We start from the raw sequence: 20,712 nt of genomic DNA, 5'->3' as shown, positions 1-20,712 counted from the left end.
CTGCACCGAAAGATTCACCGACATCCACAACGTCCGCCAAGCATACGGTGGCGACGTCATGAAACGCCGATAGAAACTAGCGACACCATGCCAACACTCCGCCCCAACAAGTACGTGCCTGCGGTGTCCTTGATCTGTGTGACCGCACTCCTAGTCGGATGCGGCGCGTCCCAGTGGCGCAATATAGACACCGTGAAGCTCTCATACGACGAGCTGACGCTGACTGCAGAACTGCTTTTCAAAGGGCGAAAATCGACTCCCACGAAATGCCAGGAAGTGACAGGTACGGAGCTGGTGGAATCTCCTGCAAGGGTGACCATTGGCGTTCAAGTGAAAGACACATGTCGCCCCTGGCCCTGGGAGGAAAAAAGCACACTCGACATAGGCTATATGCATCAGGTGCAGTTCAAGCTGAAGAAACCGCTTGCCGGGCGAACTGTGGTAGATGTAGATGGACAGAGAATCAAAGTACTTCCATCGCCGAACCAAACTAGCCATTAAGGCGGCATTGCAACACCATAAGAGCTCGCCGCCCGGATATAAGGGTGACTCCTCTACGTTCGAGTAGCCATCGGGCAACAAGAAAGGCCCCGCTTATCCTGAAGGATGAGCGGGGCCCCGATCGTTTGAGCGGCTGCCACCCGCGTGGGGCGCCGCCCCACGACACGGTCTCGGATGCTCTTACGCTCTCAGAGCGAGATCACCATGCCCTACAGGTCGGTTCGTGTGCCCAGAGGTGACGGAATCTACGTCAGAAACGGCGAGGGTCCCGTTGCTGAGGTCAGCGAACTCGAAGGCGTAGGTCGGGACGTGCCGTGAGAGAGCCTTGCCGGTGTCGAGGGCAGCAAGCATTGAGGCGCGGATCACGTTTTCGCAGCGCTCGTGGCGGGGGCCGTGTGAATGCCTGTGTCACAACCTGCAAGATCAGCGCCGATGTTGCTGCCGCCGGCAAGGAGCGCTGATGAATACCATCCCAAACGGGTCGGTGATCTTGGGATCGGCGCCTCGCCGCACTCTTATCTGATCGTCCAAAGTGTAAGGTTCCTGCCTCCGCCGGCGACTGTCGCACCGTCCGGGCTACAGGCGACGCAGTTGATTTCGCTGTTGGTGCCGGTGTGGAGAGCAGCGATGCTCTTGCGACTGGTGATGTGCCAAACTGTGATGGTGCCTTCGCTGGAACCGCTCACCAGGATGGCGCCCGGGCCTGAGGCGATGCAGGTCATGCCGGATCCGGGGCCGGTGAGGGTGGTACTCGTACGGGCCGCGACGTCCCACAGCGTGATCGTCCCGTCGTTGCGGAGGTTTGCCAGCGTCTTTCCATCGGCGCTGAATCCCAGGGAGTGCACGACGGAATTGGTATGGGCGAGGGTGGCGATGTTCGCGTGGGAGGAGGTGTCCCACAGTTGAAGGCGCCCATCGATGGCGGTGTTCCCAGGATTGCCATTGCCGCTGGCGGTGGCCAGGGTGCCACCGGAAGGGCTGAATGCCAGCGCCCCGACCCAGAAGTCGTCGCCGGTGGCCAAGGGCGGGCTGCTCATGTGCGTGGTCAGATTCCACAACGTGATGGCCGGGGCGTTGTAGGTGGTAGCCAGGGTCCCGCCGGTGGGGTTGAACGCTACGCAGGCGGCTGAGCAGTTCCACAGGACGGAGTCGAGGTAGGGGAGGGTGGTGGCGGCACCGGTGGTGACATTCCACAGGTTGATCGTCCCGTCGCCATTGCCGACGGCCAGGTGATTCCCGTCCGGGCTGAACGCTGCGGACAAGGTGGCCGAGAACCCGGCGTTGAACTCGAGGACCTCTGCGAGCGGCTTGTCCCACGAGTTGCGGACCCTGTGGGTGAAGGATTTGGCCAATGTCCTGGTGGCCACGTCCCAGATCCTGACCACACCGTCATCGCCGGCACTTGCCAGAGCTTTGCCGTCTGGACTGAACGTCACCGACCGCACCATTCTGTCTCCACCGTCAAGGAGCGTCTCCGGAGCGCCCGGACGGATGGGAGCAATCTGGACCGTGTTCGGAAGAACAGTCGCCTTCCCACTCCGGCGGTGGCCGCCGCAGTCCTCGATCAAGGTCGGCGGGAGGGGCGTTACGCCCCGGATGGCCTCCAGCGCGGCAACGACCCTATCGGCGTTGGCCGGACGGCTGTCAGGCTCCTTGGCGAGTAGACGCACGACGAGTTCATCGAGTCTCTCCGGCACCTCGGCGCGGTAGGCCCGGGGGCCCAGCGGTGGTACCACCAGGTGGTGGTGCATGACCACCGCCATCTCACTCGAGGCGAAGGGCGGCCGGCCGGTCAGCAGAGCGTGCAGGACACATCCGAAGGAGTACAGGTCTGATCGAGCATCGACCCGCCCGCCTTGCCACTGCTCGGGAGACATGTAGTGCGGTGTCCCCAGTCGCTGCCCTTCGGCGGTGAGCACAGAGGTCGCGTTGGCAGCGGAGGCGATCCCGAAATCGCAGATCTTCACCTGCCCGCCGTCGGTCAAGAACAGGTTGGCGGGTTTGAAGTCGCGGTGGATGACACCGCGGCTGTGCGCGGCCGACAACGCCTGCGCGATCTGGATACCCAGCACGAGGACCTGCTCGATCGGCAGGCGATGATCTGGTGTGCTGTCCAGCACCGCGGCCAGGTCCTGGCCGTGCAGCAGTTCCATCACGATGAACCACTGATCGGCGTGTTGATCGGCATCGTGCACCACGACGATCCCGGGGTGCTGCAGCCCTGCGGTTGTCAGGGCCTCACGGCGGAACCGTTCGGTCTGCGAAGGAGAGGTGTGCGAAGAGTGACCGAGGGCGGTCAGCACCTTCACCGCGACCGGTCGGTGCAGTCTCTGGTCGAGGGCGCGCCAGACCTCTCCCATCCCGCCCCAGCCGAGTTGCCCCTCCAGCAGGTACCGGCTCGCGAGCTCGTCTCCAGGCTGCACTACAGATACCTCCGGTGTCGGGAGCGGATCATGCAGGTAGAGGCTCATTGCAGCAGAAGAGTTCCACCACTGCCAAGTCTCTTCAGGAAACGCCCCTTCCGTGAAGTAACCTGGCGGCATGTCCCAGCAGATGCCCAGGTCGGCCGACCAGTCGCCTGAGCCGAATCGCGCCGAAATCACTTCACGAAAGGTAGTCAGCCTCTCCGAGCGGCTCGATCCGGCCGACGACAGCCTCACCACCTGGAGCGAGCGCTACCTCGACTTGGCCGTCCGCGGGGTCCGCTCGGCAGAAGTCACCGGCAAGATCACCCGCCATCTCCAGCGTTTCATCGCCTGGACCACGAGCGGGCTCGGACACGACCGGCTCTCGGCCGTCACCCCGCGCGAAGTCACCGCCTGGCGCGATCACCTAGCCGCCGCCGGCAACCTCGGCCGCGACGGCAAGCCGGCGCCGATGGCCGCCGCGACCGTCAACAACCACCTGGCCCACCTGTCAGCGCTGTTCACCTGGATCACCGCGCACGCCCCCGCCGGCCTGCTGCGCCACGGCGACCCGACCAAGAAGGTCACCGCGCTGCCGCTGCCCGCCCCGCAGGTACGCTCCCTGTCCGCCGCTCAGGTCCGCGCTATCAAGAACGTCGTCGATCGGATCGAGACCTTCCACGAGCTCAAGGGCCGCCGCCACCGCGGTACCAGCCCCCGGGTGCACGCCCATGCCCGCCCGGTCCGCGACCGCGCCATCATCTACCTGCTGTTCGGCACCGGCCTGCGCCGCGCCGAGCTGGTCGGCTTGGACCTGGACCAACTGGAGCCGATCCACCCCGACCGACTGCGCCAGGCCAAGAATGCCCGCCTGACCGATGTACGCGGCAAGGGCCGTACCAGCCGCACCGTGTTCCTCGGCCGCGACGCCCGCCAGGCGCTGGCCGAGTACCTGCAGCTCGAACGGCCCGGCGATGCCGCCGCCAGCACCGCCCCGACCGCGCTGTTCCTCTCCGCCGCCTCCGTCGCCGTCCGCCACCCCCACGGCCGCATGTCCCCGCGGTCAATCAACACCATCGTCAGCGAGATCGGCCGTCTGCACGACGCCCAGATGGCCGATCCTGACCGTAAGTTCGGCACCCTACGCCCGCACGACGCCCGCCACACCTTCGCCTTCGGACTGTCGCAAACCTCCGGCCACAACCGCGCCGAACTCGAACGCCGCCTCGGTCACGCCAACGACCGCTACCTGCGCCTGTACACCAACCCACCCGACGACATCGCCGCCAGCTACGTCGAAGACCTCTGATCAGCAGGACCAAGGCCCTCGGCAATCGCCTCTGACCAGCCCTATTGGCCCTTTCCGGCTTACTTGGTCTCCCCCCCTGTGGAACTTCAGCAAGATCGCGAAGCCGAGTCGCGTGGCGCCACGTTTTCCGGCGATCAGGTCGCGCTCTTCGTCCAGGACCGTCCAGTGCTCGACCAGCTCCTCGATGTGCATCGGGGGTATTTCCTGACCACCCGGCATTGACCAGGCACGTCACAGCAAGATCAACACCGTTTAGGGCTCATGACGCACTTCTTACCGGCACCCCAAGTCGGCCCGCTCGGCGTCGGTCAGCCTCTCCTTGGTCATCATCAGCCGATCCGGACGTTGCAGTGGGCGCACCAGTCGCGGTCGCTGGCCAGGTCAGGGAAGACACGGTAGGGCCCCCAGATCTCCCAGGGCCAACGTCGGGCGTGCTCAGCGGGGGTCTGGGTGCCGGTGACGGCCTTGGTGTGGGCGTCCTTGGCTTGGTAGTCGGCGGTGTGCTGGCGAGCTTCAGCGGCGTACTTCTTGGCGTCGCGGCTGGTGCGGGTGTTGCGGCCACCGTCGGCGGCGATCCGCTCCGGACAGCACCGCCTCCCGCTCGCTGATCTCGGCCTTCGGCCTGATGGCGGCTGGCCCACAGCTAGGCCACCGACTGGATCCAGGCCAGAACGGCCAGTACGCGCCTGTTGTCGTCGGGGGCGGACTCCAGATCCAGTTTCGCGAAGATCGCCGCAATATGGCTTTCGACCGTCTTGATGCCGAGGTGCAGCTGTCGGCCGATCGCCTGGTTGGATCGGCCCTCGGCCATCAGAGTCAGGACGGACCGCTCTCGCTCGGTCAGCCGGTCGAGCGGGAAGGCGGCCTTGCGGCGGGCGAACAGCCGGCTGACGATCTCGCCATCGATGACCGACTCGCCGTCGATCACCCGGGTGAGGGCGTCGCGGATCGCGGCCGCGTCGTCCACCCGGTCCTTGAGCAGGTAGCCGACTCCGTGCGGCCCAATCTCCAGCAGCCGCTGCGCGTAGGCGGTCTCCGCGTAGGTGGACAGCACCAGCACGCCTAGCTGCGGGTGGGCGGCCCGCAGCTGGGCCGCGCCCGTCAGGCCCTCGTCGGTGAAGGTCGGCGGCATGCGGATGTCGAGGATGACCGCGTCGGGCACCTGGCCGCGCATCAGGGTCGTCAGCTCGACGACGTCTCTGGCCTGTCCGGTGACCTCGACGCCGACGCCCTCGAGCAGGAGCGCCACCCCGCGCCGGAACAGCGTGGAGTCGTCACACAACATCACCCGCATCAAGCGCTCACCAGCCGAGCTTCCAGCCGGGTGCCGCCCTGTGGCGGGCTCTGGAGGTGCAGCGTTCCCCCCAGAGCGGCGACGCGGTCGGCCAGGCCGGCCAGGCCGCCGCCCGGCCGCATAGTAGCGCCGCCGCGGCCGTCGTCGGTGACGGCCGCGACGATCTCGCCGTCCTCCTGGGTGACCGAGACGGCGATGCGGCGGGCCTCGGCGTGCTTGATCGCGTTGGTGAGCGCCTCGCAGATGACGAAGTAGAGCGTGGTCTCGATCGCCGGGCTGCTGGCCAGGGGTGCAATGCGGATCTCGGTGGGGACGGGCAGCGCCTCGGTGATGCTCTCGATGGCTCCCGTCAGGCCGATCTGCTCCAGGACGGCCGGGTGGATGCCCCTGGCCAGGTCACGCAGCTCCGACAGGGCGTTGCGCAGGTCGGCGCGTGCCTCGTCGACGAGTTCGCGCACCGTGGGGTCGCCGCTGACGGTCTTGAGTCGGCCCAGCGTCGCGGCCAGCGCCAGCAGCCGCTGCTGGGCACCATCGTGGAGGTCGCGCTCGACTCGCCTGCGCTCGGCCACACCAGCCTCGACGATCCTGGCGCGGGAATCCTCGACCTGGCGCAGCTGCTCCTGCAGATCGCTGTGAAGGCGGGCGTTCTCCAGGCTGAGCGCCGCCGCGCCGAGCGCGGCCGTCACCACGTCGCCGCGCCTACGCAACTCGGGCACGGTGCGTACGTGGGCTAGCGGCCGGCCTGCGCTGTCGGCGATCTCCAGCCCGAGCCGGCCGTCGTCGGGAGGCGGATCACCGGTGAACAGGTCCAGGCTCGGATCAGCCAGGGCCCGGCGCAACGACTCGCGCACCGATTCCGCGGTGGCAGGCTGGGCGATGCCGCTCACCAAGTCCGCGACAGCGGCCCGGTCGAGCCGGCGGCGGATCGCCGCGGCGAGGAAGGCGGCGGGAATAAGCAGCGGCGCGGCCACCGCGGAGATCCACACCACCTCGGGCACGTAGGCGGGGGCGAGCGGATCGCCATCGCCGGTGAAATACGGCAGCACCATCCAGATGGCGTTCGAGAGGATCGCGAAGCCGTACACGGCCGAGGCGACGAAGACCGGCACGAGCTCCCGCCGCTCCAGCCCACGCGCGGTGACGGCACGGTGCACAACGAGCGCCAGCGCGGCCACGGCGACGGCGATCACCAGCATCCAGTACATGCCATAGGCGGTGCGCTGCTCTGGCCCACCGTCGTAGAGCGTCACCCAGGAGAATGCTACTGGCGGCTTGCCGGACGGCGCGGGGTTCCAGGTGACCGCGTCAGCCACGTTGGCTACCAGGATCAGCACGCTCGCGCCGAAGACGAACCCCCGGTAGCCGACACGCCGGTGGGGGTAGCTCAGCAAAACCGTCATGAGCAGCAGCGCCCCAACCGGCCGCGCCATGGCTGCCACGAAGCCATACCAGCCCCAGTCTCGGTTGCTCAGATCGGCGGTCAGCTCGGCGAACGCCGCCGCGACGAACAGGGTCCCGACCAGGCGCTGCCCCTCCGCGATGAACAACCCACCAGTGACGGCCAGCGCCACCTGACCGGCCAGCAGCAGGGCCGCGACGACGGCGCCGGAGGCGAGGTCCGGCCACACCGCCCACAGCCCGTATCCGAACGCGGCCAGGGCGATCGCCAACGTGCGCATGCCGATCTCCTTCGTCAGGCGTGCCTCTACGTCGAGCAGTGTCGCCAGCCCAGCCGGGGCCGCGGAAGGGGGAAAACCCGGAAACCTGTTGGGGCTACCTCGGAGGTGCCGGGGTCGGCCGCAGAACCATCCTGGACGGGGCAGCGCGCAGCCTCGGACCTCATCCGAACGAAGGGAGAGATTGTCATGACCAGTCCGGGATTCTCCTCGTGGCAGGCACAGCAGAACGCCAACCAGAACGCGGCCTGGGCGGCCGAGCGGGCACGACAGGCCGCTCAGCACTCAGGTGACGCGGCACGCCGGTCTGGCGGGTCGAGCGGCGTCGGCAACGTGATCGCGCTGCTGATCGTCGTCGCGGTCCTCGTCCTCGCCGCGCCGTTCGTGGTGGCGATCCTCGCTCAGGTCGGCTTCTGAGCCGCGCCCTACTGGAGGTCATCATGTCCGACCAATTCGTGCCGATCGCCGGCGAACAAGCAGCCCTGCATCATGTCGTCACAAGACCGGAGCCTGGCCGGCTCGCCATCGTGCTGACAGGTGCGGTGGGAATCAGCAACGCCCACGCCGAAGGTCAGGCATGGACTCGGTTCCGGGTTAACTGGACCCGCAACCTGCCGCTGGAGCCGGGGAAGCGATTGCGACCGGTGTACTGGGCGCCGTTCGTGACGCTCAGCTCGTTCGCGAACGACAACGTCGCCAGCAACGCCGGATGGGCCGTCGACGAATTCGGGCTGTCGAACGCGAACGGACCTACGACGTTCGTCGACGTCTGGGCGAACCTGGCTGTGCGCGACGCGGACGGCTGGATCCTGCGACTCGCCTACACCGTGCACATCGTGGGCGACGAGATCTGACCCCGCGCCGGGCGCTCCTCGGAATCGCCACATCAGCCATCGCGACTTCCAACCTCTATCTCGAGCGCACGACGGACCACTCCTCTGGCAAGGACGCGACGGTCCGCATCGTCGGCCGGGTTCAATCCCGGCCGGCGCCCCGTCCCCTGACGCGACTCGCCGTTTCTCACACGTTTCCCATGCTCACTCGGAGGATTTGCCATGGTCAGCTCCGTCCCGGTGGGGTGCAACCTCACCACGCGAAGCGAGCTCGGCGCTGTCTGGCGACTCGCGTTCAACGTCCAGATCATCGGATACCGGTGAGGGCAGTGGACCTCGCTGTCGCATTGCTCGCGCTCGCTGCGAGCACGGTTGTACGCGCGCTCGTCCAGGGCGCGTGGCTGAGCGAGCAGGATTGGGCCGGGGCTGCCGCAGGCGTCGCGAACGTGCTCATCACCCATGCCGGGCAGAGCAAGGCGCCTGACCACGGCCCGAGGCTGGCCCGCATCGAAGGACGGATCGCGGCCATCCCAGACCGCATCTACGACCGCAGGTACGACCAGCACATCGCCGCGGGCAGACGGTTCCTGCAGGACCTGCCGATGAACTGGCGGACGACGCAGGAACGGGCCGACATCATCCGTGACGCGCGGGCCGAGTTCGTGCGCGCCAGCGCGATCGCCTCCGAGTCGGGAGCCGTGCACAAGGCTGTCGTGGCCGAGGTGGCGATCGCGGGCTGCTGGCTGTGGGTGCCGTCGCTACCGGACGTGCAGTGCACCCTCAACGCGGCGCGGCACATGCTGGAGGCCTCGTTGCTCGACACGCCCTCGGCCTTAGTGGTGCGCGACTACATCGACGTGCTGAAACTCAGCCGCGGGTACGGGGCCGTGCCCGCGCACTGGTCGATCCCGCCAAGTTGTCAGGAATCGACGCGGTGCTGAGCGTCCGGGCGGACGCGCGGAGGTGGGCCTACTGCCTGGGGCTGTGGGCGAGGGCAGGCGGGGCAGCCGGCTCTGCGAACGGCACCACGGCGACCATCGAGCTGTACAACGAGTTCTGGCCCGAGGTCGACGTCTGGCTGGGTGCACAGTCGGTGTCCCGGTTCACCATGTCCCACAACGACATCTACATTGTCCGCAAAGGACAGCGGCTGAACGCCACGTTGTGGTCTCCGGCGTGGGGGCGTGTGGCGCTCAAAGCCGACCTGCAAACGCGTGGGTACACCAACCCCATGGTCGCGTTCCTGGTTCCTGGCAACACCTTCCCGGCACTGAGAGCATGACCGGCCGATGCTCCCGAGCACCGCCGGCTCCGAGATCACGTCATCGAGAGCGAGGAGTACCGCACGCCGTTCGGGAAAGTAGACGTTTCTGGGCGGTCGGGAGGCATGGCGACGGCGAAGCGACCACCGAAAGGGCTGCTGCCCGAAGAGCTGTGGCGCCGTCTCCTCCAGGCATACTGCTGCTGCTCCCACACGACCCCCGCGAGCCGCCATGGAACAGCGCAGCCGACGACTGCGGAGACCTCCCCACCGTCATGTCGATCCACGGATGGGTCGGAGACACCGCCAAGATGTGGCCCGAAGGAGCCCCTCCCACCCTGGCTGAGATGGTCCTCATCGCGTTCGGCAACCCGAGTGAGACCACCCTCCGCCCGCTGTCTGAAGCCGTAACCCCGAGCCCTCGCGCCAGCGCCGGACCCGGTGTCGGCGCCGCGTGGGCCGCTCGCGCCCGCGAGACCGCCATCGACGTCCTGGCCGAGCACGACTCGTTGGAGGAGGTGCTGGAGCGGGCGAAGACGGACTGGAGTTTGGACGCCTGACACCGAGACCATCGCTCGCCGTGACCGCAGAGCCACGTGGCGGCTGGGGACACGTTCGGGAGAAGACCCCTCGTGACGTCGGCGAGTGGACTCGCGGCCTCGGTACGGCTTTCGCCGGGGCATGAGGCCGGCCCCCGCGTCGAAGTGATGCGGGGGCCGGTGTGATGATCAAGGGTGCTCTGTTGCTACCGGGACCTCCTTTAGGGAGCGCGGAGCACCCCGGTGATTAGGAGCAGACGCGCTTCAAGCTGGCGTACTTGCCCCAGCCGAGCGTGTATCCCTTAGGCCCCTTGTCCCAGAACTTGATGGAGGTGACGCGGTCGCCGGTGTAGATGGTGTGCCAGCCCTCCTTGTCGATCTCGTTGATCCCCCTGTTGATGCCCCAGGTTCCGTGGCCCTGGTCGGTGATCCCCTCCACCCAGAAGTCGATGTAGCCCGTGGCCTGCCTGTCGGGCACGTAGAACTGGTAGTCGCAGTTCGCGGCGGTGAAAGCCACCTTGTACTCGACCCTGATGCAGGCGTGGTCGCCGTTGGTGTAGGTCCACTCGATGGGCCGCTGCGTGTCCCAGCCGCTGAAGTACTGGTCGTTGCCCGGGCACGCGGAGGTGCCGCTCTCCAGCGTGGTGACGTAGGGGGTGAACGTCTCCTCGGCAGGGTCGGCGACGGCGGGCGAGCCGGTCAAGGCGAGCGCGGGGAGGATGAGGGCCGCTGCTGCGACGGCCCGGGCGGCGATGCGCTGAACAGATCTCACTGCGTGACTCCTGTCGGGTCGAGATGGTGTGTCGTGATGGCGCAAGATCACTTTCGGAAAGCCGGTGGCGTGTCCACGCCCGTGGACAGCGCATGCCGACGACGATCAGACACCTGCCAGGTCTGGAAGGCGGCTGACCAAGCGAGGAGATGATCCGATTGCCGAGGAGGGACGTGGACACCGGCGAGGACCTGGGGAGGACCCGGTGGCCGCGTTCATCGCCCAGTTACGGGCGCTGCGTCAGTGGCAAGGGGGCGCTCGTCACTGTCCGGACTTTGCGCACTTTTTGACCTGCTTGCGGATGTCGTCGCTGGTGTTGACCCATGCGTCGGTCAGCACCGTTTGCGTGCCGGATCCGCTGGAGCTGTAACCGCCGGCCAGGGAGATCCAGGCGGTGGTCGAACCGTACGGGCCGGTGACCTTCGGGCCCTCCAGCCAGCACACCGGATGGATCGTGGCCCCGTACGCGTACCAGGCCACGGGGCGCTTGTTGAATTCGATCCTGTACGCCTCTCCATCGGCGGTCCCGCCGATGAGGGTCGCCTCGAACGTGGCAAGCCCCGCCGTGTTGATCACCTTTCCGGTGAGTGCCTGCTCGGTCGCGGCCGCACTCGGCAGGGCCGTCATCGCTGTCGCCACAAGCCCGCCCACCACCAGCGCGCCGATCTTCCTCATCGTCTGCTCCCTTCGTCGTCTCGAGCACTGCGAGATCACTTTCGAAGGGGCGGTGCCGTGTCCACCACCCGTGGACAGCACCTGCGGACGACGACTGGACACCCGCCCGGTCTGGACAGCGGCTGACCAGCGAGGAAAGAGACCGAAGGCGCGTGCCTGTTCGTGATGACCCGGTGTCCGAGCGTGGATGAGGACACCAGCTGGGAGCAGACGCGCGGCGAGATGACGCCGGCGGATGGGCGGCTTTCGCCGGGCATGAGGCCGGCCCCCGCGTCGCTGGCGGCACTGCGCGAACCACAGGTGGAATCCGTCCCGGAATTCGGCGGCGGCGTCATCGGCTTGGGACTTGGCTGGATGCTCCACCAGGACGGCGTCGTCGGCCACACCGGCGTCGCCAAGGGGCAGAAGGCATTCCTTCGCGTCGTCCCATCGGCGGGCGTGGCGGTGGCCGTGCTGACCAACAGCACGGGCGGCGAGCCCCTGGCCTACGAGATCTTCGGTGCGGTGCTCAGGGACCTTGCCGGCGTCGAGACGGCACCACTACCCGTGCCGCCCTTGACCCGACCGGGATCGACGCGGACCGCATGTGCGGCACCTACCGCTCCATCCTGTACGACATCACCCTGACTAGCGAGCACGACCGCGCGTTCCTCATCTACCGCCCACGCAGTGAAATCGCCGAGTCTTTCCTCGGCGGGTCCGCGAACCGCGTCGAGGTCGTCCGCCTCAACGACAGCTCGGTCATCACCGCCGAGCCGAAGTCCTCCGGCTATCAGGTCCTGTCCCTGGTCGGCTCCGGCCACGGCCGCGCCCGTTTCCCTGCACAACGGCGCCGCCGCCTACCGGATCGCCTGATCGTCACCGCCGACGACGTGCGAGCAGCGGTTCACCAGACATGCACTGCGGTCGGGCAGGCAGATGAGAGGGGAGCGGCTCCCGGACGTCGCTCCGGGTCGGTGACCTGACCTGTGTCGGCATGCCGTGTGCGCCGCTAACGGTGCCTGCGGCTCGCGACGGCGGGCTCGTGTCAGCCCGTCACGTCCTCCTCGATGTCGAGGTGGACCCGGCAAGGTGCTGGGGCCGCGCGATGTGTGTCCCGACACCGGATGCGCCCGCCTGTCCTACGGGCAGGCCCGCGCGTTGTTGGATGGGCACACATCGTTCGGCGGGCCGGGGACCGGATGGGATCCGCACGAGATCCGGCATTCGGCGTTGACGCATCTGGGCGAGGGCGGCGCGAGTCTGCTGATGCTGAGGGCCAAGTCGCGGCACAAGAAGACCGAGAACGTGCGCCGCTACTTCCATCCCTCGCCGGAGGCGATCGCCGAGGTCACGACACTTCTGAGACCCGGCGACCGCCTTCGCTGAGCGGCCGTCATGGTGGGGTTGGTGTGGATCGCGTCGTCCGCGCAGTCCGCGGCCCAGCCCTGCGTCCCGGGCCGTGTCGGTACCGGTTCCCGACGGCACGGCGGAGCGGTTGCGAGAGCGCGGCGTCGTTGCGTCGGTCCCCGTGGGCTCGCTGCGTTGCGCGTTCCACCTGTCGACGACCGAGGCGGATGTGGGCCTGGCTCTGGACGTGCTGGGCGACTGAGGACCTGGTGATCTTGCCGAGCTTCCGGCACGCCCATATATTTAACAAATAAACAAGAATGTATTTTGGAGTCCACTTGACCTCCCGCCTCGCACTGCTCTCTCTGGTTCTGCTGCTTCCCGCCGTCTCCGCCTGCTCGAACGGCTGGACGAACTCCGAGGTGGGAACGTGCTTCGCGCAGAAGACCTACGAGGCCGTCGACTGCTCGTCTTCTGACGCGCACACGAAACTGCTGAGGATCCTGGAAGGCCCGTCGCTCACCATCAACGACTGCCCCAACGGCACCAGCATTATGCGGGAACACGACGGCAAGGGTTTCTGCATCGGGTCGTCGTGACGGCCTTGTAGAGCCCGGTCACGGCCACGTTCACTATCGGCCCTGGACTCGGGAAGCGGCCAGGCGCTCGAACGACTGGTCGTAGTTGTGCATGTGGGTCCAGTTGCCCGGTTCCTGCTTCTGGGTCAGGAACCGGAACTCCAGCAGGAGCCGGGCCAGGCCGTGACGGTTTACCCGAATGGTGTAGCTTCTCCGGTCGTATCCGTACGGCTGGTCGTTGTTGGTCTTGTTCAGCACGGGCGTCGTCCTTCCCTCGGGTGCCGGTTGCGGCGCTGGTCCTTCCCTCGTCGGTTCGGGTCATCGTCAGCGCGGTCCGGCTCGCCGCCCAGAGGCATGTCATGGGGCGGGGTTGAGCGGCCGCAGCCCACGGGCATCTCCGGGAGTTGGAAGGAGTAGCGGCCCATCATGTTGATGTGGTGCCGCACGAACGGCGACAGCCGCGCCACGTCCTGGTCGCCCACCTCCAGGCCGTCGGCGCGGCGCTGGTTGAGGGCGGCGTCCATGTAGCGGGTGTTGAACAGCACGATCGCGTTGAGGACCAGGCCGAGCGCGCCGATCTGGTCCTCCATGCCTTCCTGGTAGTTCTGGTAGAGCTGCCCGTTCTTGCCGTGGAAGATCTTGCGGGCCAGGGCGTGGCGGCCCTCCTGGAGGTTGGCCTGGGCCTTGATCTGTTGCCGGTAGCCCGGTTCGTCGGCCATCCGCAGAATGTGCAGGCTCTTGGCGATCCGTCCGTAGTCGCGCGATCGCGTCGCCCAGCGGGGTGGGGCGGCCGTCTCGCGCCAGCATCCGGATCACATCGTGGGCGCGGACCGCGCCGGTGTGGATGGAGCCGAGCGCGGACACCGTCACCGCGCACAGCCTGCGCGCCGGCGGCGCCACCGTCGCCACGCCGCCGGGGTCCCGGTCGCCGTCATCGCCGAACACGGCCGCTGGGCGCCCGCCTCCCCGGTGGTGCTGCGCTACATCCGCGCCGTCGACCGCTGGCGCGACAATGCCATGCGCAACGTCGGCCTGTGAGCCGGCCGCAGGACAGGAGCACAACGGCCGCGCGGACCCCTGACATCCCGACGGCCAGGCGAAACGCTGGGACGTGACCCCTGGTCAGCGCGCCCTCTCGGTCATGTCGATTCCAGCCGAAGCGGTCACACGGCGGTGCCCCGGGATGCGTGCACGCAGAGGCAGTCCCAGGGCCTATGTCATCCACGCCAACAGCAGGCGCCCTGTCAGTCCGCCAGGTCAGCGTGGTGGGGCCATCTCCGGGTCCGGCAGCGCAGGCAGCTACAGCACCATCCCGTCTGCGATCTCCACATTCGACAAGGGCGGGGACCATCGGTGACCAGGGGCGCGAACAGGACATGACGAAGATGACCGGTCTCACCAGGACGGCTTCGTGGCAGTTCGCAGCAATGGGAACCGACATCAGCGCGGCGCGGGCATGCGGCCACATGTTACCTGCGGGAACTGCACTTCTCGCAAGTTTCGAGCCAGCGGTGTGAGACAACAGATCGTGTTTTCTGATTTTTATTTTCTGGAAAATCAATAATGCTAGGATCCACTTGTGACAGGGGAGATGACAGTCGTGACGCCGTGTGCGCACTGTGGGGCGCCGATCGAGCAGCGCAAGGGCAGGGGCCGTCCCAGGGCGTACTGCGCCGGCACCGACTGTCAGACGGTGGCCAAGCGTGAACGCGAGCTCCGCAGGGCCACGCCCGGGCTCGAAGGGGCGCTGGCCAGGGCCGAGCAGTTGTACGAGCGCATGGAGACAGGACTGACGGCGGCGATCGAGCCACTGGCACGGGCACTGGCGGAGGAGCTCAGTCCTGCGGGGGTGGAGGCCAAGCTGAGCGCGGTGCAGGCCGAGGCGCACACCAGGGTGGCCATCGCGAGGACCGAGCGAGAGCAGGCGTTCGAGCAGGTACGGCTGGCCCGCGAGGCCGCCGAGCACGCCCGCAAGCAGACGGCCGAGATGCGCCAGGTGGCCGAGGAGGCGCAGGCCGAGCGGGACACCGCGTTGAGTGATGCGGAGACGGCGCGCGAGCAGGCGCTTGCGGCCCTGCGTGAGGCGGCGACCACCGAGCGGGTCGCCAGGCAGGCAGCGGCCGCGGCGGAGGCGCGTGCGGCGCAGGCTGAGCGGGCGCGGGATCAGGCGGTCAGGGAGCTGGCCGAGCGGGTGGAGGCAGCTGAGACGCTGGTGAGAGAGGCGGAGGCGCGGGCCGAGAGCGTCCAGGAGGAGGCTCGGGCGGAGGTCACGAGGGCTCGCGCCGATGCGAAGGCCGAGGTCAAAGCCGCTCGTGAGGATGCGAAGGCGCAGGTCAGGAAGGCGCAGGAGGAAACGGCGCGGGCGGAGCTGGCCGTACGGCACGCACAAGAGGAGGCGGCGCGGACGGTCGAGGCGGCCCGCGAGGAGCGCGACGCGGCGCAGGCCGGCGCGGTCGAGGCGGCGAAGGCGCGCGAGCGGGCCGAGCGGGAGGTCGCGGCGGCACAGGCGCGGGCCGTGGCGGCGGAGGCCGAGCGGGACAGGGCAGCCGGGCGAGCCGAAGCCGAGCGGGATCGGGCTGTCGAGCGGGCGGAGGCCGCCGAGGCGCGCGCGGTCCAGGCGGGTGAGGCGAACGCCAGGCTGGCGGCTGAGGCCGAGGCCAGGATCGCGGCGGTCGAGAAGGAGCGCGACATGGCGGTGACGGCGGCGGCGCTCGAACGCGACGCTGCTGTGGCGGCCGCCGAGAGGCAGCGGGAGCTCGCCGTGGCGGCGGCGCGGGAGGACGGGGAGTCGGCGGAGGAGCGTGATCGGCTGCGCATGGAGTTGCGGCTGGAGCAGGCGCGGCTGGCCGACCTGCGAGCCGATCTGGAGGTGGTGCGGGCGGAGGCGGCCCAGTTGCGGGAGCGGGCGGTGGCGGCGGAGTTCCGTGCGGGCGGTGCGTCGAAGGACGTCACGTGACGGCCCTGCGCTCGCGTAGCTGCGGCGAAGGGACAAGTAGCTCAGGGTGACAGTGGCTGGTGGATCTCTTCCGCCTGGAGGGCGGCAGATGCCGCGAATGGTCGGGCGCTGGAAGAAGTACCGGCCCGGCCCTCAGAAACCTGCTGCCACCGCGGCGCCCAGCCCCAGCAGGACGACGCCGGTGGTCACGCTGAGTCCCCGCAGGATGGTCGGCTGCGATACCAGGGCGCGCCCTCGGCCGACGGCCCAGGTGAGCAATATGTACCAGGAGGCGCTGACGAGCGCCCACAGGGCTCCCAGGGCGACGGTCGACAGGAACACCGGGCCTTTCGCGGTCACGAACTGGGGCAGCACCGAGACGGCGAACACGCCCGCCTTGGGGTTGCCGAGGTTGGTGCTCAGGCCGGTGAGAAATCCGCCCGCGAAGCCAGTGCGGCGCCCGCCCTCGCGGGGCGGGCGGGTGGAGGCGGTGGTGAGCGCGGTCCGTAGCGTCTTCACCCCGAGGATCATCAGCACGATGCCGCCTGCGATCCGGAGCACCGCGTACGCGGTGGGGCTGGCCAGCAGGACGGCGGACAGCCCGGCCGCGGTGGCCGTGGACCACAGCAGGAAGCCGGTGGCGTTGCCCGCTAGCGTGCCCCGGAGCGTACGTTGGCCGCCTTCCAGAACCTGCCGGATCATCAGGGCTTGACTCGCGCCTGGCAGCATCGCCAGCAGCAAGGTGGTGGCGATGAAAGCGGGCACATGTGTGGGCATGGAAAAGAACCCCTTCCGGGGATTGCGGCCGATGGTGTACCGCCAGGCTTCCAGCCCCGGGTCCTTAAGAGAAGTTAAAAGAGAAGGGTGCAGCGTTAGGATTAGTGAATGGTGGATCCGGGACAGCTGCGGCTTCTCGCGTTGATCGAGCGGCACGGCTCCCTGGCGGCGGCGGCTCACGCACTCCAACTCACGCCCGCGGCGATCACCCAGCAGGTGGCCAAGGCCGAGCGCGACTGGCAGGTGCCCCTGGTCATCCGTGGTCCTCGCGGAGCAACGCTCACCGCGGCCGGTGCGCTGCTAGCCTCCCACGGGCGAACTGTGGAGGAGGCATCGGACAGGGCCGAGGCGGAACTGGCCGTACTGCTCGGCCACCTCTCGCTCCGTCTGCGCATCGGGACGTTCCAGGCGGCTGCCCTGCACCTGCTGCCACCGGCCCTGACGACGCTGCGACACCGCCATCCGGACGCCGACGTCTCCGTCATAGACGTGGTGTCCGGACGCGGAGCGGACGAGATCAGCGCGGGGCGCCTGGACGTGGCCATCGTCGCGTCCTGGGGCACGCCGCTCGCGCCGCCCCCACACGTACGGGCCCACTCGCTCCTGTTGGACCCGATGGTCGTGGTTCTCCCCGATGACCATCCACTGGCCACCGGACAGCCCGCGGACACCGAACTTCACCTGGAACAACTGCGCGACGAATCGTGGGTTTCCATCCTGGCCGGCCATGCCGCCCGCGAACAGTTCCACGACGCTGCCCGCGAGGCCGGCTTCACTCCCACGGTGCGGTTCGAGACCGAGTCCTACGACGTCGCCCAGGCCCTCGTCGGCACAGGCATCGCAGTGGCCCTGGTCTCGCGCCTGGCCCTGACCCATGCGCCTGGCACCACCCATCGCGAACTGGCCCACCCCAGGCCCTACCGCCAGCTCTACGCCGTGACCAAAACCGACGCCGGCCTCACACCGCTCGCAGGCATGCTCATCGACCTCCTACGTGATGTCGCCCGCGACATCACCGCCACCTGGGAGGCTCCTCTGCAAGGAACCCAACGCTCATCGAACTCACCGCGCGGAGCCTGAAAGCCCCCGGTTCTGAATCGACACCGCCTGGTCCGGAGCGGCCGGCCCCGCTCCGCCCGGCCATCGACGCCGGCAGCTGGCTCGGCGTCGGCCCCGCCGTAGCCGGAGCCCGGGGTGGTCGAAGCCACGGCAGCCGGCTTCAACCACCCCGCCGGTCGTCGGCGCTTCACCCGGCGGCTGCGGGCTGCGGTTTCTCCGTCCGCTGGCGGGGGATGGGCGTGGCGAGGCCAAGATCGAGACGGCTGTTCACGTCGAGCTCGAACCGGCCGTACGGGTTCACGTGCGTCCAGAACAGCGGTGACAGGCCCCGGCGGTCCGCGTCGGTGAGCTTGCCCGCCCACTTCGGGTCCGCCAGGACCTGCTGCATCAGCAAGGTGTCGACGTGGACCAGGGCGGACTGGAGCAGGTGCGGTGCGAGCATGCTGACCTCCTGGCTCTCCTTGTCCGCACCGAAGTCAGGTCGCCGTCCTTGTCGTAGAAGAGGTCCTGGTTGGCGGAGTTCCAGTTCTCCACCACCCTGCAGGCTCTCGTGGTTCTCATGCCGTAGCTCGACGTCGGTGAGATAGGTGCGCACGGCCCGGCCCAGTTCCTCGATCGCCCGGTTGGTGGGATGCTTCGGCCCGCCGCGGGTGAACCGGCGCAGTATCGGCCTCCGAGGAGGATGAGTGCATTAGCGCTAGGGAGTTGATCTTCGTTTCGGTTCGGTGGCGAGCGGTGTTTAGCCTGGTTGAGGGCCTTACATTCAAGGGACGAGCTCTATGATCAGGTTCGTCCTGATCGTTGAGATTCGGAGAAGATGTCAATCTCATGCGCCGTGCCATGGTCCTTCTGGGTGGCGTCGCCCTCGCCGTCGGCGCGTTCGCCCTCTTCTACCGGGGCCCGGGACAACCGTTCATCCGCGGTTACGTGAGCGACGTCGGCGCCACCATGCTGGTCTACGCGTTCTTGGGGCTGCTGTGGCGCACCACCGCCGCACGCCGCACCCTGGCCACGGCCGCGATCGCCGCCGCCGTCGAGTTCTACCAAATAGTCGGCATGACCCCGCCGGGTATCGGCGGTGTCCTGGTCGGCGCGTTCCCCGACCCATGGGACCTGGTCGCCTATGCCATCGGTGTGGTCGCGGCCCTGGCCTGGGAACGCCGATTGGTCCGATCCGGTGATGAGACCGGCTGACTCTCGGACTCCACCCCACCGGCACGCTGACGGTACGGATGCCCCACAGCGGCGAGGTCATCGGGTTCGTCCTATGCGGCGGCCAGCCGTTGCAAAGCAGGACGAGGTCCGGTACATCAGCAGCCCAGCAAGATCGAATGCGGGTTTTGGGCTTATGTGCGGGGGCAGACCAAGTACGCCGGAAAGGGCTAATAGGGCTGGTCAGCAGCCGTCGGAGAGTCCGTCCTGCTGATCGGATCTCGGAGGTGGACGAACACGGGCTACCGACGAGCGCTCAACTTCTCCCCAATGGCGCGTCCTTGGTACTCATGCTCGCCTCAGGCACCGTGACCCGAAGCGGTTCCACGAGCCCAACCGGTACGACCCTGCCCGCCCGGACACTCAGCACCTCGGCTTCGGCAGCGAGATCCATCTGTGCTGCGGCGCACCGCTCGCCCGGATCGATGCCCACATCGCACTCGGCGCGCTGATCCCCACCTCGGCACCGCAACCCTGGCCCTAGGACCGCCGCCTTACCGGCACAACGCCAGGCTGCGCAGACCCCGACACCTCCCCATCGACGTGCAACGGCCTGCCTGACACCCGAGCGAGCCGGCCCCCGACCGAGTCCAGACGTGTCCCCGGCGGTGCCATCGCAGCGCCCTCAGGGTGGGCGACACGGCGCGCAACGCGTCGGAGCCGCGGGGCCAGCACCGCAGGCCCCAAGGACGGAGACGGCCGTGCGATCATGTCCGCTGTACGTGACCGGCGACGTCCGCGTAGCGAATGATCTGGGTGGCCAGGATCAGAATTGTGGCCAGCGCGGCGGCCGAGCCGATCAGGACCATTGGAGTGTGCGGGCCCAGCAGCCAGAGCAGGGTCAGGGCGCTCAGCGGGGGCGCGCAGAACGCAGCCAGGTCCACCGCCAGTTGTAGCCGCTTGCGAGAGGGGCGGAGTGGATCCTCGCGGTGGTATTTCTCCCACTTGAACACGTCGATGTCACTGGAGCCGTCGTCGACGAGGCCGACCAGGCGCGGCCCCAACCTGCCGCGGACGTACCGCCCGATGGCGGCGATCTTGTGATCGTTGGTGACGTAGGCCCAGCCCAGCACCATGGTGGCCAGCGGTAGTAGCAACAGCAACTCCAACCGGCCCATAGTTGCGGTGACAGTGGTGATGCCGGCGACCGCGGTGAGCATGGCGTACAGCAATTGGCCGCGCGCGCCGATCCGCTGCCGCTCCTCCGCCTTCAGGGCGTCGTATTCGCTCAGCAGCGCCTTGACCACGTGCTCGGGAGTTACTGCGGTGGTGCCGGTGATTGCGTGCATGATGAAATCTGCCTCCCTGACCTGTCGGATTGGTGCATGTTCGGGCGCGTTCCCCGCAGGGTTGTCTTGGTCGATCGACCGATGCGCAAGGCGCCGTACGGCGCGGCGGCGCACATCTGGAGCGCCTCGCCACCCATCGCCCAATTCTTCTCATTTGTGACGATTCCGTATGCTTCTGACGATATCGTCACTAATGCAATGGTTCGCCAAAACAATAGTGAGGATTCCGTCACTCTTGACGGAATCCCCTACAGTGGACGGTGACACA

General features: G+C 67.8%; 27 protein-coding genes and 1 pseudogene. 17 read left to right on the top strand and 11 right to left on the bottom strand.

All coding sequences use genetic code 11. The features are described 5' to 3' along the window. Positions 1-192 precede the first annotated feature (192 nt). The gene (locus tag AC3EO4_RS54215) at positions 193-501 is read left to right on the top strand and encodes a hypothetical protein (protein WP_379582873.1); all 309 of its coding nucleotides are present in this window, start codon (positions 193-195) and stop codon (positions 499-501) included. Between the two features lie 515 nt (positions 502-1,016). On the opposite strand, the gene AC3EO4_RS54210 is transcribed toward AC3EO4_RS54215, so the two are convergent. After that, positions 1,017-2,972: a WD40 repeat domain-containing serine/threonine protein kinase gene (locus tag AC3EO4_RS54210; protein WP_431904442.1), complete on the bottom strand. Its 1,956-nt coding sequence runs from the start codon at positions 2,970-2,972 to the stop codon at positions 1,017-1,019. Between the two features lie 70 nt (positions 2,973-3,042). Between AC3EO4_RS54210 and AC3EO4_RS54205 the strand changes: the two genes are divergently transcribed. Next, complete coding sequence (locus tag AC3EO4_RS54205; protein ID WP_431904439.1) at positions 3,043-4,215, top strand: tyrosine-type recombinase/integrase; 1,173 nt, start codon at positions 3,043-3,045, stop codon at positions 4,213-4,215. 78 nt (positions 4,216-4,293) lie between these two features. Beyond that, a complete protein-coding gene (locus AC3EO4_RS54200) occupies positions 4,294-4,437 on the top strand; it encodes a hypothetical protein (RefSeq protein WP_431904447.1) in 144 nt (47 codons plus the stop codon). Between the two features lie 107 nt (positions 4,438-4,544). On the opposite strand, the gene AC3EO4_RS54195 is transcribed toward AC3EO4_RS54200, so the two are convergent. The 3 genes from AC3EO4_RS54195 to AC3EO4_RS54185 are packed head-to-tail and all read right to left on the bottom strand — an operon-like array spanning position 4,545 to position 7,188. After that, the gene (locus AC3EO4_RS54195) at positions 4,545-4,856 is read right to left on the bottom strand and encodes a hypothetical protein (RefSeq protein WP_431904436.1); all 312 of its coding nucleotides are present in this window, start codon (positions 4,854-4,856) and stop codon (positions 4,545-4,547) included. 2 nt (positions 4,857-4,858) lie between these two features. Beyond that, on the bottom strand, positions 4,859-5,509 hold the full coding sequence (locus tag AC3EO4_RS54190; RefSeq protein WP_379582867.1) for a response regulator transcription factor: 651 nt from the start codon (positions 5,507-5,509) through the stop codon (positions 4,859-4,861). Continuing rightward, the gene (locus AC3EO4_RS54185) at positions 5,509-7,188 is read right to left on the bottom strand and encodes a sensor histidine kinase (RefSeq protein ID WP_379582865.1); all 1,680 of its coding nucleotides are present in this window, start codon (positions 7,186-7,188) and stop codon (positions 5,509-5,511) included. The genes AC3EO4_RS54190 and AC3EO4_RS54185 overlap by 1 nt, the downstream gene beginning before the upstream one ends. Positions 7,189-7,374: 186 nt before the next feature. Here AC3EO4_RS54185 and AC3EO4_RS54180 point away from each other — a divergent pair, with 186 nt between their 5' ends. The 5 genes from AC3EO4_RS54180 (at position 7,375) to AC3EO4_RS54160 (ending at position 9,839) form a co-directional block, all read left to right on the top strand. After that, positions 7,375-7,602, top strand: coding sequence for a hypothetical protein (locus tag AC3EO4_RS54180; RefSeq protein WP_379582863.1), 228 nt, complete (start codon positions 7,375-7,377; stop codon positions 7,600-7,602). A gap of 23 nt (positions 7,603-7,625) precedes the next feature. Next, positions 7,626-8,039 (top strand): hypothetical protein, encoded by a 414-nt coding sequence (locus AC3EO4_RS54175; protein ID WP_431904431.1) that lies wholly within the window; start codon positions 7,626-7,628, stop codon positions 8,037-8,039. A gap of 308 nt (positions 8,040-8,347) precedes the next feature. Continuing rightward, positions 8,348-8,959 carry a hypothetical protein gene (locus tag AC3EO4_RS54170; protein ID WP_431904429.1) on the top strand — a complete coding sequence of 204 codons (612 nt, stop codon included), beginning with the start codon at positions 8,348-8,350 and terminating at the stop codon, positions 8,957-8,959. Further along, positions 8,953-9,300 carry a hypothetical protein gene (locus AC3EO4_RS54165; RefSeq protein ID WP_431904427.1) on the top strand — a complete coding sequence of 116 codons (348 nt, stop codon included), beginning with the start codon at positions 8,953-8,955 and terminating at the stop codon, positions 9,298-9,300. Before AC3EO4_RS54170 ends, AC3EO4_RS54165 begins: the two co-directional genes overlap by 7 nt. A 326-nt stretch (positions 9,301-9,626) precedes the next feature. Next, a complete protein-coding gene (locus tag AC3EO4_RS54160) occupies positions 9,627-9,839 on the top strand; it encodes a hypothetical protein (RefSeq protein ID WP_431904425.1) in 213 nt (70 codons plus the stop codon). A gap of 226 nt (positions 9,840-10,065) precedes the next feature. On the opposite strand, the gene AC3EO4_RS54155 is transcribed toward AC3EO4_RS54160, so the two are convergent. Further along, entirely contained in the window at positions 10,066-10,590 is a 525-nt protein-coding gene (locus AC3EO4_RS54155) for a hypothetical protein (RefSeq protein ID WP_431904422.1), read from the bottom strand. A gap of 261 nt (positions 10,591-10,851) precedes the next feature. Continuing rightward, entirely contained in the window at positions 10,852-11,265 is a 414-nt protein-coding gene (locus tag AC3EO4_RS54150; protein WP_431904419.1) for a hypothetical protein, read from the bottom strand. A 183-nt stretch (positions 11,266-11,448) separates the two neighbouring features. Between AC3EO4_RS54150 and AC3EO4_RS54145 the strand changes: the two genes are divergently transcribed. From AC3EO4_RS54145 to AC3EO4_RS54125, 5 genes are all read left to right on the top strand, one after another. After that, a complete protein-coding gene (locus AC3EO4_RS54145) occupies positions 11,449-11,892 on the top strand; it encodes a serine hydrolase (RefSeq protein WP_431904417.1) in 444 nt (147 codons plus the stop codon). Further along, positions 11,850-12,230, top strand: a complete 381-nt coding sequence (locus AC3EO4_RS54140) for a hypothetical protein (RefSeq protein WP_431904414.1) — start codon at positions 11,850-11,852, stop codon at positions 12,228-12,230. Before AC3EO4_RS54145 ends, AC3EO4_RS54140 begins: the two co-directional genes overlap by 43 nt. A 106-nt stretch (positions 12,231-12,336) precedes the next feature. Next, positions 12,337-12,633: a hypothetical protein gene (locus AC3EO4_RS54135; protein ID WP_431904412.1), complete on the top strand. Its 297-nt coding sequence runs from the start codon at positions 12,337-12,339 to the stop codon at positions 12,631-12,633. A gap of 73 nt (positions 12,634-12,706) precedes the next feature. Continuing rightward, a complete protein-coding gene (locus AC3EO4_RS54130) occupies positions 12,707-12,856 on the top strand; it encodes a hypothetical protein (RefSeq protein ID WP_379582845.1) in 150 nt (49 codons plus the stop codon). A 76-nt stretch (positions 12,857-12,932) separates the two neighbouring features. Beyond that, positions 12,933-13,193 carry a hypothetical protein gene (locus tag AC3EO4_RS54125; protein ID WP_431904409.1) on the top strand — a complete coding sequence of 87 codons (261 nt, stop codon included), beginning with the start codon at positions 12,933-12,935 and terminating at the stop codon, positions 13,191-13,193. Between the two features lie 33 nt (positions 13,194-13,226). Here the strand turns inward: AC3EO4_RS54125 and AC3EO4_RS54120 are convergent, their stop codons facing one another. Beyond that, on the bottom strand, positions 13,227-13,430 hold the full coding sequence (locus AC3EO4_RS54120) for a hypothetical protein (RefSeq protein ID WP_431904407.1): 204 nt from the start codon (positions 13,428-13,430) through the stop codon (positions 13,227-13,229). Continuing rightward, a pseudogene (locus tag AC3EO4_RS54115) lies at positions 13,424-13,921 on the bottom strand (Tn3 family transposase); the annotation flags it as partial. The pseudogene AC3EO4_RS54115 and the gene AC3EO4_RS54120, both read right to left, overlap by 7 nt. A gap of 70 nt (positions 13,922-13,991) precedes the next feature. On the opposite strand from AC3EO4_RS54115, the gene AC3EO4_RS54110 reads away from it, so the two are divergent. After that, a complete protein-coding gene (locus tag AC3EO4_RS54110) occupies positions 13,992-14,210 on the top strand; it encodes a hypothetical protein (RefSeq protein ID WP_431904405.1) in 219 nt (72 codons plus the stop codon). A 553-nt stretch (positions 14,211-14,763) separates the two neighbouring features. Continuing rightward, positions 14,764-16,128, top strand: a complete 1,365-nt coding sequence (locus AC3EO4_RS54105; protein WP_379582839.1) for a coiled-coil domain-containing protein — start codon at positions 14,764-14,766, stop codon at positions 16,126-16,128. A gap of 132 nt (positions 16,129-16,260) precedes the next feature. On the opposite strand, the gene AC3EO4_RS54100 is transcribed toward AC3EO4_RS54105, so the two are convergent. Further along, positions 16,261-16,884 carry a LysE family translocator gene (locus tag AC3EO4_RS54100; protein ID WP_431904403.1) on the bottom strand — a complete coding sequence of 208 codons (624 nt, stop codon included), beginning with the start codon at positions 16,882-16,884 and terminating at the stop codon, positions 16,261-16,263. Between the two features lie 108 nt (positions 16,885-16,992). On the opposite strand from AC3EO4_RS54100, the gene AC3EO4_RS54095 reads away from it, so the two are divergent. Further along, complete coding sequence (locus tag AC3EO4_RS54095) at positions 16,993-17,964, top strand: LysR family transcriptional regulator (protein WP_379582835.1); 972 nt, start codon at positions 16,993-16,995, stop codon at positions 17,962-17,964. A 166-nt stretch (positions 17,965-18,130) separates the two neighbouring features. On the opposite strand, the gene AC3EO4_RS54090 is transcribed toward AC3EO4_RS54095, so the two are convergent. Continuing rightward, positions 18,131-18,607, bottom strand: a complete 477-nt coding sequence (locus AC3EO4_RS54090) for a Tn3 family transposase (RefSeq protein ID WP_431904445.1) — start codon at positions 18,605-18,607, stop codon at positions 18,131-18,133. A gap of 164 nt (positions 18,608-18,771) precedes the next feature. Between AC3EO4_RS54090 and AC3EO4_RS54085 the strand changes: the two genes are divergently transcribed. Continuing rightward, on the top strand, positions 18,772-19,137 hold the full coding sequence (locus tag AC3EO4_RS54085; RefSeq protein WP_379582831.1) for a DUF2809 domain-containing protein: 366 nt from the start codon (positions 18,772-18,774) through the stop codon (positions 19,135-19,137). A 725-nt stretch (positions 19,138-19,862) separates the two neighbouring features. Here AC3EO4_RS54085 and AC3EO4_RS54080 read toward each other — a convergent pair. Continuing rightward, positions 19,863-20,444, bottom strand: coding sequence for a hypothetical protein (locus AC3EO4_RS54080; RefSeq protein ID WP_379582829.1), 582 nt, complete (start codon positions 20,442-20,444; stop codon positions 19,863-19,865). Between the last annotated feature and the right edge of the window lie 268 nt (positions 20,445-20,712).

This window comes from Nonomuraea sp. bgisy101 (genome assembly GCF_057708945.1).
Note: the sequence above shows the minus strand (reverse complement) of the source record. Positions and strands in the feature narration are given on the sequence as shown.